At 70.4% G+C, this 12156-nt stretch carries 10 protein-coding genes and 1 riboswitch; of the genes, 6 read left to right on the top strand and 4 right to left on the bottom strand.

The genetic code is table 11. The features are described from left to right. Nucleotides 1-141 precede the first annotated feature (141 nt). The 4 genes from ACIBCM_RS32355 to ACIBCM_RS32340 all read left to right on the top strand — a co-directional run bounded on the left by ACIBCM_RS32355 (nucleotide 142) and on the right by ACIBCM_RS32340 (nucleotide 1570). Nucleotides 142-330 (top strand): hypothetical protein, encoded by a 189-nt coding sequence (locus tag ACIBCM_RS32355; RefSeq protein ID WP_399249539.1) that lies wholly within the window; start codon nucleotides 142-144, stop codon nucleotides 328-330. After that, nucleotides 327-596 carry a hypothetical protein gene (locus ACIBCM_RS32350; protein WP_399249537.1) on the top strand — a complete coding sequence of 90 codons (270 nt, stop codon included), beginning with the start codon at nucleotides 327-329 and terminating at the stop codon, nucleotides 594-596. The genes ACIBCM_RS32355 and ACIBCM_RS32350 overlap by 4 nt, the downstream gene beginning before the upstream one ends. Then, nucleotides 574-1035: a hypothetical protein gene (locus tag ACIBCM_RS32345; RefSeq protein WP_399249535.1), complete on the top strand. Its 462-nt coding sequence runs from the start codon at nucleotides 574-576 to the stop codon at nucleotides 1033-1035. Before ACIBCM_RS32350 ends, ACIBCM_RS32345 begins: the two co-directional genes overlap by 23 nt. 115 nt (nucleotides 1036-1150) lie before the next feature. After that, nucleotides 1151-1570, top strand: coding sequence for a hypothetical protein (locus ACIBCM_RS32340; protein ID WP_399249533.1), 420 nt, complete (start codon nucleotides 1151-1153; stop codon nucleotides 1568-1570). A gap of 96 nt (nucleotides 1571-1666) precedes the next feature. Here the strand turns inward: ACIBCM_RS32340 and ACIBCM_RS32335 are convergent, their stop codons facing one another. After that, complete coding sequence (locus tag ACIBCM_RS32335; protein WP_399249531.1) at nucleotides 1667-3073, bottom strand: WD40 repeat domain-containing protein; 1407 nt, start codon at nucleotides 3071-3073, stop codon at nucleotides 1667-1669. A gap of 505 nt (nucleotides 3074-3578) precedes the next feature. Between ACIBCM_RS32335 and ACIBCM_RS32330 the strand changes: the two genes are divergently transcribed. Continuing rightward, the gene (locus ACIBCM_RS32330) at nucleotides 3579-5900 is read left to right on the top strand and encodes a chitinase C-terminal domain-containing protein (protein ID WP_399249529.1); all 2322 of its coding nucleotides are present in this window, start codon (nucleotides 3579-3581) and stop codon (nucleotides 5898-5900) included. 171 nt (nucleotides 5901-6071) lie between these two features. Here the strand turns inward: ACIBCM_RS32330 and ACIBCM_RS32325 are convergent, their stop codons facing one another. Beyond that, nucleotides 6072-6956 carry a hypothetical protein gene (locus ACIBCM_RS32325; RefSeq protein WP_399249628.1) on the bottom strand — a complete coding sequence of 295 codons (885 nt, stop codon included), beginning with the start codon at nucleotides 6954-6956 and terminating at the stop codon, nucleotides 6072-6074. Nucleotides 6957-7579: 623 nt separating this feature from the next. Further along, the gene (rocD, locus tag ACIBCM_RS32320) at nucleotides 7580-8785 is read right to left on the bottom strand and encodes an ornithine--oxo-acid transaminase (RefSeq protein ID WP_399249527.1); all 1206 of its coding nucleotides are present in this window, start codon (nucleotides 8783-8785) and stop codon (nucleotides 7580-7582) included. Between the two features lie 136 nt (nucleotides 8786-8921). Continuing rightward, nucleotides 8922-9014: riboswitch (ZMP/ZTP riboswitch) on the top strand. A gap of 98 nt (nucleotides 9015-9112) precedes the next feature. Here rocD and glyA point away from each other — a divergent pair. Further along, nucleotides 9113-10381, top strand: a complete 1269-nt coding sequence (glyA, locus tag ACIBCM_RS32315; RefSeq protein ID WP_399249525.1) for a serine hydroxymethyltransferase — start codon at nucleotides 9113-9115, stop codon at nucleotides 10379-10381. 484 nt (nucleotides 10382-10865) lie between these two features. Here glyA and ACIBCM_RS32310 read toward each other — a convergent pair whose 3' ends face one another. After that, on the bottom strand, nucleotides 10866-11627 hold the full coding sequence (locus ACIBCM_RS32310; protein WP_399249523.1) for a hypothetical protein: 762 nt from the start codon (nucleotides 11625-11627) through the stop codon (nucleotides 10866-10868). Nucleotides 11628-12156 lie beyond the last annotated feature (529 nt).

The following is a 12156-nucleotide window of genomic DNA, read 5'->3' as shown; positions in this document are numbered from 1 at the left end:
TGATTGTTTCCCGTGACGCGGGCCGGGACATGAAGTACTGCCGCTCCCGCGCTGCCGAACGCAACGATATGACCTCACACGGTAATTGACGATGCGAATGGTGAATCGGACAGCGATACGAGGGCGGCGGCAAGAGGGACCATGACCGATCGGGAAAAGCTCTCCGGGCGAACGCCGGGGGCCGGTGAGACGGGTGAGCTGGTCGCGCTGTTACGGCGCGGAGGATTCTGGGGGATCGCTCCGGAATGGGTGCCGCGCGGGGGATACGCGGAGGCGACGCCGGAGATTCTGGCGGCCGTAGCGGCGGGGTTGCGGAGGTGGCGCGCGTGAGTACGGAGGAGACCGCGCGGGAGCATCCGTATGAACCCGAGCCGGGTGAGGTGGTGCACGACGCTGCCACCCGCAAGGTGGGCCGGGTGATGGACCGGATGGGGTCGCGAGTGCAGCTCAGACCGCTGAACGGGGGCCGGGAGTGGGACGCGCTGCCCTCGGATCTGCGCCCGGCGGCCCAGTCGGACGCGATGAGCGAGGCCGTGGCGGAGGCGAACGCGCTGAGCAGGCGGGGGAGGTGCGATGTCCGGTCGCCCGGATGGTGAGCGGTACATCTGTGCCGCGACGGCGAGTCTGCCGCTGCGCACGCTGGTTCTCGTACTGGACATCGTCCCCGACGACGACGTACATCCGATGGAGATAGTCACCCGACTCCGGTGCGGTCTCGAAGCACATGGGAGCGGGCCGCATTTCGATCTCGTACGCGAACTGAAGGACGCGAGCCGGGGCGAGGTGTGGGTGCATTGGGAGCACGACGAGGAACCCGATTCGGTGGTCGTGCTGCCGGACTGCCCGGCGGTCAATTCCCGGCCGGGCGCGGAAGTGGACGCCTGCACGCTCTTCGCGTCGCATCCCGGAGGACACTGCTTCGAGTTCTCGGACCCGGAGTACGACGCTGTTCGCGTGAGCCCCGAATACGAGCGGTTCACAGCCGAATGGGACGAGCGCCTTTCCGCGCCCCCTGGGCGGAACGAGGGCGAATAGGCTGCCCGTTCGGAGCGCTGGTTCCGGCCCACGCGGAAGTGTTCGCGTGGGCGAGGGAGCCGTGATGGAGGGCTGAACCTTGGGTTCCGTCCGCTCGGGTGCTTCCCTCGGTGCTGTGATGAAGATTGACTGCTGGCACCAGTGGCGGTATCTGAGGCTGGAGGGTATGGATTTCGACGAGTACCTTCCGTTCGGCACTCCGCCGTATGTGATCGGCGGCGTCATCCGAGTACGCGAGCCGACATGGATGAGCGTGGCCGCGACGGTGTGCGCGCAGGGGACGGAGGGTGCCGTCCGGGACTGGCTGGTGCAGGGGCGGGGCTCGCTGCCGGTGGCCGGCGCGGTGGAACTGCTCGGCGTGCTCCCGCTGACCATCGCCGATGTGATGGAGACGGGGAACGTCGTGCTGCACCCCCAACTCGTGGAGGACGACCGCCCGCCCCCCGAGACCGTGCTGACGGTCCTGCGCGCCCTGTGTGATCTGCTCGCCTACGGAGTCGAACGGGAGAGCAACGCCATCACCTGGGTGGAATGAACCCTGCCCATGACCCGGGCAGCACTCCAGGGGACCCGTCCGTGCGAGGGGCCGCAGTCCCCCGCCTGTGCCGTACGGGCCCGGCGTCACCCTGTTTCAGCGGCTCGCGTCCGGCCCCATCGGGAAGACGGCGATCTCGGTTCCGCCACGGTGGAACTTCCCCTTGCCGATGGGCTCCAGGGCGACGGCGAGCAAGCGCCCGTCGTTCGGTGACCAGGCGAGGTCGTTGATGTACGTCCTGAACTGGTGGCCGACGATGATCTTCTTGTCGGCCATCCGCCAGACGCACAACTCGTGCGGCCGGTGCTCGCTCAATCCCAGATAGCCCAGCTTCCGGCTGAAACCGGCGATCGCCAGGTAACTCCCGTCCGGGTTGGAGGCAAGCTTGAACAACCGCTCCGACGCGTCGATGACCTTGTCGACCACCTCGCCCTTCGCCGGGGCGACCACGTACAGGTTCTGCTGAGCGCCGAGGAACAGCCTTGAGGAGTCACCGGCGAAGGTGTGGCACTGGATCGGGTCCCAGGCACCGGCATGGGACACCCGCCGGTAGGGCTCGCGCTCCTGGCCGTGCAGGTCGAAACCGCCCTCGCCCGCGTCGTTCCCGCTGATCCGGTACGCGCCGTCACCCGAGCGCCGTAGCCCGCGCTGGAAGGGCACCTCGACCTCCGTGCCCTGGTCCACGTCATAGGCCCACTGCGATTCCTCCTCGGGTTCGCGCCCGCTGTGGTAGCCCTTGACCACGAGCACATGCCCGCCGGGCGCCCACATCATCTGCGGCACGTTCCACTCGCCGGCGTGGGTGTGCACCGTCTCGCTCCAGTGCGCGGTGTCGTACACCCACACCCGCCCCTGTTGGCTGCACACCGCCAGATACTTGCCGTCGTCCGAGAACTCCATCCGCTGGACGGCCTCGTACTCGACGCTGCCCGTTGTCGTCTCGAACGGCCGCAGGCGGACAGCCGGCCGGTCCAGGTCGGGTATGTGCGGCGCGTCGTCGGCCGTCCATGTGTCGCCGTTCAGCGGGAAGGCGGCCGAGCCCCACGCCTGCCCCTCGCTCAGGTGCTCCAGCCACCGGCGGTCCGTGACCCGTATCTCGTATTCGCGCTGGACCAGCAGGTCCTCGTCCTTCCAGGCGCCGTCCCGCGCGTAGTAGAAGTCGTGGAGCTCTGTCCACTGTTCCTCTGTGGGCGGGTCGTTGAGCGTCTCGGTGCACCGGACCTCGGAGATGAAGCGGCGTGCGTGGGTGTCGACCCATTCGTAGTTGATGATGTCGTCGCTGCTGAGCACCCTGCCCAGGGGCCCCTTGTCGTCGTCATCGCCGCTCATCCAGCCCCTCGCGCTCTCCCAGAGGAAGTGCAGAAAGGTGCCCGGTTCCTCGCCCGGCAGCGGGATGTGCATACGCGACTCGGTGTCGTAGCAGACGGTGAACACCTTGAATCTGATACGGAGCCGGTCCGGGTCGACGTCCAGAACCCGTACGCCGTACGTGTCGGTCGACATCGTCGCCCTTTCAAGTGGTGACCCGCAGAGGAGTCCGGCACAGGCGGGGCGGCTGCTTTCTCCCGGACACCGACGATGTTTCCAGGGAGGTCCGACATCCGGCCGATCGTCGGCGGTATCACGCTGCGCCCCGGCCGTCTCCGTGCCGAGGCACGCAGTGGATGAGAGGAACGGAGGGCGCCGTGCTCATTCGGCTCATTCTCCGGTGAGGGTTCTCTCACCGGAGGTTTCGCGGCGGGAAGCGCCGTACGACCCCCCGCCCGGTCGGCCACCTCGGACGGAACGGAACCGGCCACGTGATCCGGACATGAGAAAACGCGGCGGCAAGGTCCAGACCTATTGACTGACTGGTCTAGTCCTCTTAATGTCTGCGACACCTCTGCGGATCCGGCTCCGGGACATACGCACACCCGGTGTCAACGCGCCCACCCCCCATGCAAGTCGTGCGAGGCAGAACACCCTGCGCCCCGGTGGGCGCGGGACCCCCCACCTGGAGGATCCGAACGTGCTGTCCCCCAAGAAAACGAGAGTGCTGCTGTTCGCCGCCGGCGCCGCCGCCGTCGGCGGACTGCTGGCAGGGACGCTCACGTCAGGCGTGTCACAGGCCGCCTCGCAGGAGGCCTGTCGCCCCGATGGTCTGTACTCGACGCCGGGTGTCGATGTGCCGTACTGCTCGGTCTACGACACCGACGGCCGCGAGAAGATGGGCGCGGACCACCAGCGCCGCATCATCGGCTACTTCGCCAACTGGCGTACCGGCAAGGACGGCAGGCCCGCCTACCTCGCCAACCAGATTCCGTGGGACAAGATCACCCACATCAACTACGCGTTCGCGGGCATCGACTCGGCCAACAAGATCAGCGTGGGCGCCGACGGTCCGGAGAACGCCAACACCGGGATGACCTGGCCGGGCGTGGCGGGAGCCGAGATGGACCCGGCCCTCCCCTACAAGGGCCACTTCAACCTGCTGACGAAGTTCAAGAAGGCTCACCCGAACGTCAAGACGCTGATCTCCGTCGGCGGCTGGGCGGACAGCGGCGGCTTCTACAAGATGGCCACCAACGCCGACGGTTCGGTGAACCAGGCCGGTATCGACACGTTCGCCGACTCGGCCGTCGCGTTCATCAAGCAGTACGGCTTCAACGGCGTCGATATCGACTACGAGTACCCGACGTCGATGAAGGACGCGGGCAACCCGGTCGACTGGCCGGTCGCCAACGCCCGCCGCCCCGGGCTCGTCAAGGGCTACGCGGCCCTGATGAAGACCCTGCGCGAGAAGCTCGACCGCGCGAGTGCCGCCGACGGCAAGCACTACCTGCTGACCGTGGCCGCGCCGTCGTCCGGCTATCTGCTGCGCGGCATGGAGACGTTCCAGGTCCAGAAGTACCTGGACTACGTCAACATCATGTCGTACGACCTGCACGGCACCTGGAACGAGCACGTCGGTCCCAACGCCGCTCTCTACGACGACGGCAAGGACTCGGAGCTGGCCGCCGCGGGCGTCTACACGACCTCGCAGTACGGGGGAATCGGCTACCTGAACACCGACTGGGCGTACCACTACTTCCGCGGCTCGATGCCGGCCGGCCGTATCAACGCCGGTCTGCCGTACTACACGCGCGGCTGGAAGAACGTCCAGGGCGGCACGGACGGACTGTGGGGCAAGGCGGCGGCGACCACCTGCCCGCCCGGATCGGGGCTCACCAAGTGCGGTGACGGCGCGGTCGGCATCGACAACGTCTGGCACGACAAGGACACCAGCGGCCAGGAGGCCCCGGCGGGGTTCAACCCCATGTGGCACGCCAAGAACCTGGAAAAGGGTGTCGTCGGCGACTACATCACCAAGTTCGGGCTGCCTGCCAACACCCAGCTGACCGGCACGTACGCCCGCAAGTACGACTCCACGCTCGTCGCGCCGTGGCTCTGGAACGCGCAGAAGAAGGTCTTCATCTCCACCGAGGACGAGCAGTCCATCGGGGCCAAGGCCGACTACGTCGTCAACAACGGCCTCGGCGGCACCATGATCTGGGAGCTGGCGGGTGACTACCAGTACAACACCGCCAAGGGCCAGTACGAGCCCGGGGACACCCTGACCACGCTGATGTACAACAAGTACAAGGCGGCGGCCCCGTACGGCGCGAAGAAGTCGAGCATCACGCTGCCGACCGAGGCGATCAACGTCGACTTCGACTTCGGCCAGTTCCCCCTGGGTGACTCGAACTACCCGATCAGCCCCAAGCTGAAGATCACCAACAACACCAAGGCGACGCTGCCCGGCGGCACGGAGTTCCAGTTCGACTACGCGACCTCCGCGCCCGCCAACGCCAAGGACCAGTCGGGCTTCGGCGCGACGATCGTCCGCAGCGACCACACGGGCAACAACGTGGGTGGTCTGAAGGGCGACTTCAACCGCGTCTCGCTGAAGCTGCCCGCGTGGCAGACGCTGGCTCCGGGAGCCTCGGTCGAGCTGGACTTCGTGTACTACCTGCCGACCTCGACCCCGTCGAACTGGACGGTCACCTTCGGCGGCAAGACGTACGCCGTGGCCAGTGACCTGACGCGCGGCGCGAAGATCGTCGAGCCGGGCGGCGGCACGGGCACCACCGGTACGACGGGAACCACGGGAACCACCGGTACGACCGGAACCACCGGCAACACCACGGGTGGCACCTGCACCGCGGCCCCCTGGAACGCCGGTACCGAGTACGGCGGCGGCACCACCGTGTCCCACAAGGGCCACAACTGGAAGTCCAAGTGGTGGACGAAGGGCGAGGAGCCCGGATCCACCGGTGAATGGGGTGTCTGGCAGGACCTGGGTGCCTGCTGACATCTGAGACCTGACACCGGGTACTTCCCCTGACAACCCGGCGGCGCAGTCCCTGACCCTGCGCCGTCGGGTTCTTCCATGCCCGGGGGCGCGGGGCGGGGCGGACCGGGCGGGTCTGTGGGCTCGGGTCCCGTCGGGGTGAGCGGCGGGTCCGGCGCTCGGGTCACAGCACTAGGCCGGGCTGTCAGGTGCCTTCGCCCGCGTTCCCCTCCCGGGGCCGGACGCCCCGGCGGGCGGTTCGGCGGGCGGTTCGCCGAAACGTGCCAGGGCCAGGGCTCCCGCGACCGCCACCGCGAAGCCCGTGACGGCCAGCCACTCCAGGCCCTCACGGGTACGGTCGCCCAGCCAGATCACCCCCACCAGCGCCGGGCCGATCGTCTCGCCGATCACCAGGCCCGCCGTCGCCACCGTCACCGAGCCCCGCTGGAACGCCGAGGTGAGCAGCAGGAAGGCCGCGCCTCCGCCGAGCAGCAGCGCGTACAGCGCCGGGTTGCCGAACACCTCCGGCACCGCGAGCGAGTCGATCAGCCGGACCGAGACCTCCACGACGCCGAAGCCCGCGCCCGCGCCGAGGCCGAGGACCAGGGCGCGGGGCCCCTCCGGGAGGCGGCCCCCGAGCGCGCCGACCACCAGGACGGCGAGGGCGATGCCCAGCATGGACCAGCGCAGCGCGGGCGAACCGGTGCCGGAGCCCTCCGTACCGGATGCCAGCCCGAGCATCGCCAGACCCGCGCAGACCACCCCGACCGCGCCCCACTCCGCGCCGCTGAGACGGACGCGCAGGATCCGGGAGGCGACCACTGCGGTGACCGCGAGACTGGCGGCGAGGGCCGCGCCCACCGCGTAGATGGGGATGGAGCGCAGGGCGAGGATCTGGAGGACGAAGCCGAGCCCGTCGAGCGCGAGCCCGGCGAGATACCGCCACTGCCGGAGGGCGCGCAGCAGCAGCGCCGCGTCGACGCCCGACCCGGTTCCGGGTTCGGCTGCGCGGGCGGCGGCGGCCTGGAGTACGGAGGCGGTGCCGTAGCAGACCGCCGAAGCCAACGCGCAAATCATCCCAAAGAGCACAAACTGACTGTAGATCAGCCCGCTCGCCCAACCGGTCGACCGGTCTTGACCGCCCCGCCTGTCCCTCGGCCTGGCCTGCGCACCTGCTCACCGGCCCGGCCTGACCTGACCGCCTGCCCGCCGGGTCCAAGGCCCCTGACCGCGTTGAAGGCCCGCCCTGTCGCAGCGGACGGGCGGGCCCGATGACCGGCTCCGGTCCGGCGGTCGCGGGCGGGTCCCGGTTCGCGGCCCGGGAGACGGCCGCGGGTGCCGGCCCGGGTTGCGCCTACGTGGTGCGGCCCGGGGGCCGGGCCTTTGGCGGCCGATTGCAGTGCGGTCCCGACCGGGCCGGGTGACGGCTACGGAAGGGCGGTCCCGCCCGGGCCGGGGCACGGCTAAGGGAGGGCGGTTCGGCCCGGGGCCCGGGCATGGCTACGGGAGTCGGACCCGGGATACCGCTCACGTGCCGGCCGCTCACGGGCGGAGCCCCGGGGTGCTGGTCGCGGGACACGGCCCCGGGGTGACCGGAACCGGCCGGGGCGCGGCGCGGGGCCGGCCCCGGGGCCGGGGCGGGGTGGCCGCCCGCTCCGGGGCAGCCGCCGCGCCGGGACCGCGGGAGACCTCCGCGGAGGTCAGCCCGTGAGCACCGCCCTCAACTGGTCCAGGCCCCAGTCGAGGTCCTCCTTGCTGATCACCAGCGGCGGGGCGATCCGGATCGTCGAACCGTGTGTGTCCTTGACCAGCACACCGCGGTCCAGCAACTGCTCCGAGATCTCCCGGCCGGTGCCGCGCGAGGGCGCGATGTCCACACCCGCCCACAGCCCGCGTCCGCGTACCGTCTCCACCGCGCCCGTACCCGTGAGCAGGCCCAGCTCATGATGGAGATGCTCGCCCAGTTCGGTCGCGCGCTGCTGGTACTCCCCGGTCCGCAGCATCGCGATCACCTCCAGGGCCACCGCGCAGGCCAGCGGGTTGCCCCCGAAGGTCGATCCGTGCTCGCCGGGACGGTACACACCGAGCACCTCGCTGGAGGAGACGACCGCCGACACCGGTACGACACCGCCGCCCAGCGCCTTGCCGAGGACGTACATGTCCGGCACGACACCCTCGTGCTCACAGGCGAAGGTCTTCCCCGTGCGCCCCAGCCCCGACTGGATCTCATCCGCGATGAACAGCACGTTCCGGTCGCTGGTGAGCCGGCGGACCCCCGGCAGATAACCCGGCGGCGGCACCAGCACCCCGGCCTCGCCCTGGATCGGCTCCAGCAGCACGGCCACGGTGTTCTCCGTGAGCGCCGCCTCCATCGCGGTGAGGTCCCCGTACGGCACGATCTCGAACCCCGGGGTGTACGGCCCGAAGTCCGCCCGTGCCTCCGGATCCGTGGAGAAGCTGACGACCGTCGTGGTCCGGCCGTGGAAGTTGTTCGCGGCGACGACGATCTTCGCCATGTTGTCCGGGACGCCCTTGACGCGGTAGCCCCACTTGCGGGCCGTCTTCACCGCGGTCTCCACCGCCTCGGCCCCCGTGTTCATCGGCAGCACCATCTCCATGTCGCACAACTGCGCGAGCTGGGCGCAGAAGTCGGCGAACCGGTCGTGGTAGAAGGCCCGTGAGGTGAGCGTGACTCTCTCCAGCTGCGCCCTGGCCGCGTCGAGCAGCCGGCGGTTCCCATGGCCGAAATTGAGTGCCGAGTACCCGGCGAGCATGTCGAGATAGCGGCGGCCCTCGACATCGGTCATCCACGCGCCGTCGGCCGAGGTGACGACTATGGGGAGCGGATGGTAGTTGTGCGCGCTGTGGGCCTCCGCGGCGGCGATGGCACTCTCCGAAGCAGACACGGGATCTCCGTTCAGGTGTGACAGGCGTCCGGTGGGGCAAAGTCGTCCGGATGAGACGGCCCCCTGCCCCTTTTCCTATCGTCACTCGCGGGGGGTGTGAGGAAACCTTCCTGTGTCCGCGAGCGCTAAAGTTGACCGTACGCGCGGCGACTGGCGTACGGGGAAGTAACCCCGAGGGAGCCGTGTGTGCAGGAGAGCACACGAGGTGCCGCCCGCCTGGGTACCCCGGCGAACCCGCCCCCGGGTGGGCGCGCCCGGGGCCGCCGCCGGACGGTGATCCGGGCGCCGTCCTCCCGGGGAACCGTCTCAGTGAGCCCGGAGGACACCATGACTCTTCCCCTGCCCCACCCCGCACTCTCCGCCGCGGACCCGGAACTCGCCGCGCTCGTCGGAGCCGAGGAACAGCTCCAGGCCGCGACCCTGCGCCTGATCCCCAGCGAGAACTATGTCTCCCGCGCGGTGCTGGAAGCCTCCGGGACCGTGCTCCAGAACAAGTACAGCGAGGGGTACGCGGGCCGCCGCTACTACGAGGGCCAGCAGGTCATCGACCAGGTCGAACGGCTCGCCGTCGCCCGCGCCCGGACGCTCTTCGGCGTCGACCACGCCAACGTCCAGCCCTACTCCGGCTCCCCGGCCAACCTCGCCGTCTATCTCGCCTTCGCCGAGCCCGGCGACACCGTGATGGGCATGGCCCTGCCGATGGGCGGCCACCTCACCCACGGCTGGGGTGTCTCGGCCACCGGCACCTGGTTCCGGGGCGTCCAGTACGGCGTACGCCACGACACCGGGCTCATCGACTTCGACGAGGTCCGTGAGCTGGCCCTCAAGGAGCGACCGAAGATCATCTTCTGTGGGGGGACGGCCCTGCCCCGCACCATCGACTTCGCCGCGTTCGGGGAGATCGCCCAGGAGGCCGGCGCGGTCCTGGTCGCCGACATCGCCCATATCGCCGGGCTGATCGCGGGCGGCGCCCACCCTTCGCCCGTGCCGTACGCCGATGTGATCTCCACGACCACCCACAAGACCCTGCGCGGTCCGCGCGGCGCGATCCTGATGTCCCGGGACGAGCACGCCAAGGCCATCGACAAGGCGGTCTTCCCCGGCCTCCAGGGCGGCCCCCACAACCAGACCACGGCGGCCATCGCGGTCGCCCTCCACGAGGCGTCCCAGCCCTCCTTCCGCAGCTACGCCCAGGCGGTCGTCGCCAACGCCGCCGCCCTCGCCGACGAGCTTCTCGCCCGTGGTTTCGACCTGGTGTCCGGCGGCACCGACAACCATCTGATCCTGATGGACCTCACCTCCAAGAACGTGCCCGGCAAGGTGGCGGCGAAGGCCCTGGACCGGGCGGGGATCGTCGTCAACTACAACACCGTCCCCTACGACCCCAGGAAGCCGTTCGACCCCTCCGGTATCCGCATCGGTACCCCCTCCCTCACCTCGCGCGGTCTCGGTACGGAGCACATGGCAGCCGTCGCCGACTGGATCGACCGGGGCGTGAACGCGGCGGGCTCCGGCGACGAGGAAGCGCTCACCGCCATCCGCTCCGAGGTCGCCGAGCTGCTGTCCGCGTATCCCGCGCCGGGGCTCTCCGCGTAGCCGGTGGCCCGGGCGGACCCCGGCCAGGCACCCTTTGCCCGCGTCCCGGTCCCGGCCCGTGGCCGTCCGCTCGGCCCCCGGGGCCGGAGTCCGGCCTGTGGCCCGGTCCGGTTCCGTGTGGTTGGGGCCCGTTTCCCCGGCCCGGCAGGTGCGCCATGACCCGGCTCTTGGTCCTCGGTCCGGCCCCGGACGGGACCGTGGCCCTGACCGGGCTCCGGACCGGTTCGTGCTCGCGGCGCCGCGCCGTCCCGTTCACCGGGGGCGGGCCCGTAGCCCCCGCCCCTCCGGCCCCGACAGGAGGTGTGCCCGTGTCCCCTGTCTGTCCGGCTCGGCCGGGAGCGGGTTCGTGGGCCTGGTCCGTCCGGCTCCCCCCGGGTCGGGCACATGCACCCGGGCCAGCCCCGACCGTGGCCGGGCCCTCCCCCGCGGGGGCCCGGTACCGGTCCCCGGCGCCCCTGCCCGGGCGTCGGGGACCGGGTGGCGGTCAGCTGTCCAGGAGCTCGGCGCGGGGCTCCTTGTTCCGGCGGCCGGGACTCCTGAACGGCGGGCGCGGGAGCCGGGAGAGCAGGGGGCGCAGCAGGACGGTCAGCACCGCCCCCGTGATCAGACCCGGTATCGCCCACCACCAGTTGGTCGTCGCGTCCGAGGACGCGACGGCCGTCTCGGTGGCCTTGAGAGGTTCACCCGCGCCGGCCTGCTTCTCGTTCGCCGCCGGAGGCGGCTCGTTCTCCGCAGGGGGAGGCTCGAAGGTGGGCGCCACCGGGGTTATCCCGCCCTTGTCGGTCGCGGTCTTCTCGGTCGAGACCCCCAGCGAGCGGAGCAGCGCGGTCAGTGCGCGCGGGTCCTCGGCCCGGTGCCACGCGCCTGCCCCGGACCGGGTGTCCCCGTCCGAGTGCTTCACCGTCGAGTGGATCCACACCACGCGGTCGGAGCCGAGGTAGACGCGGTCCCAGCGCCAGGGCTCCACGTCGTGGGCCATCCAGGTCACATTGATCTGCCGGGGCTGGTCGTCCAGTTCCAGTCCGGCCGGTGGCTTCGCCTCGCCCCGAGGCTGCTCGAAGCCACCGCCGAGCTGCTCCTGAAGGGCCGTGTACTTGCTGTCGGAGGCATACAGCGAGGCCGTCTCACCGGTCGACGGTGACACCAGCAGCACACTCGTCGGGCCACCCGCCACCGCGCCCGGCGCGAACACGAGGCCGAGCACCAGCACGGCCGCCAGCGCGGCAAGTCGTCGCAGCAGTCGCATACTTCCCCCAATCGATAGGTCGATCACCGACGCGCCGGTACGGTCCCTCCGTACCGCGTCACCTCTGATACACCGCCCACCGCGACGGGGTTCCCCTTTCGGCCCGGTCGATTTCCCACCGCCGGGAGAGGGACCTCCAGGACATGGACATTCCGGGCCGGGGTGCCCCGGGGAGTGCACGCGGTAGAGCCGTCGGCACGGGCCGGAGGCCGACCTGCCGCCTGGCTCCGTCGCCGGGCCGCGGACCGCACGTACGACCGGATGCCGCGGGCAGCGAGGGCGCGCGGGCCCGGCGGGATCCGTACGGGAGGCATCGGGAGCCCTTCCCTGACCAGCGCGGGCACCGGCTCCCGCGGCGGGAATTCAGCGGGCGCCCGCTCCAGAGTCCCGTATGCCTTGGGCGCCCGCTCCAGATCCCCGTATGCCTTCCGGTTGGTCCAGGACCGCGGCGAGTGCCTGTTCGAAGCCGGATGCTTCTCCGGCGCCGCGGGTCGGGTCCTGCTGCCGTACATCGATGACATGACCCGTC

This window comes from Streptomyces sp. NPDC051018, from assembly GCF_044456085.1.
GTDB lineage: Bacteria > Actinomycetota > Actinomycetes > Streptomycetales > Streptomycetaceae > Streptomyces.
The sequence above is the reverse complement of the archived record's forward strand: the minus strand, read 5'-3'. Positions and strand labels throughout refer to the sequence as shown.

What these genes read in the sequence shown, in the direction of transcription:
- ACIBCM_RS32355 (WP_399249539.1), top strand. Translation starts at nt 142, where the DNA reads ATGACCGATCGGGAAAAGCTCTCCGGGCGAACGCCGGGGGCCGGTGAG.
- ACIBCM_RS32345 (WP_399249535.1), top strand. Translation starts at nt 574, where the DNA reads ATGTCCGGTCGCCCGGATGGTGAGCGGTACATCTGTGCCGCGACGGCG.
- ACIBCM_RS32335 (WP_399249531.1), bottom strand. Translation starts at nt 3,073, where the DNA reads ATGTCGACCGACACGTACGGCGTACGGGTTCTGGACGTCGACCCGGAC.
- ACIBCM_RS32325 (WP_399249628.1), bottom strand. Translation starts at nt 6,956, where the DNA reads ATGATTTGCGCGTTGGCTTCGGCGGTCTGCTACGGCACCGCCTCCGTA.
- glyA (WP_399249525.1), top strand. Translation starts at nt 9,113, where the DNA reads ATGACTCTTCCCCTGCCCCACCCCGCACTCTCCGCCGCGGACCCGGAA.
- ACIBCM_RS32310 (WP_399249523.1), bottom strand. Translation starts at nt 11,627, where the DNA reads ATGCGACTGCTGCGACGACTTGCCGCGCTGGCGGCCGTGCTGGTGCTC.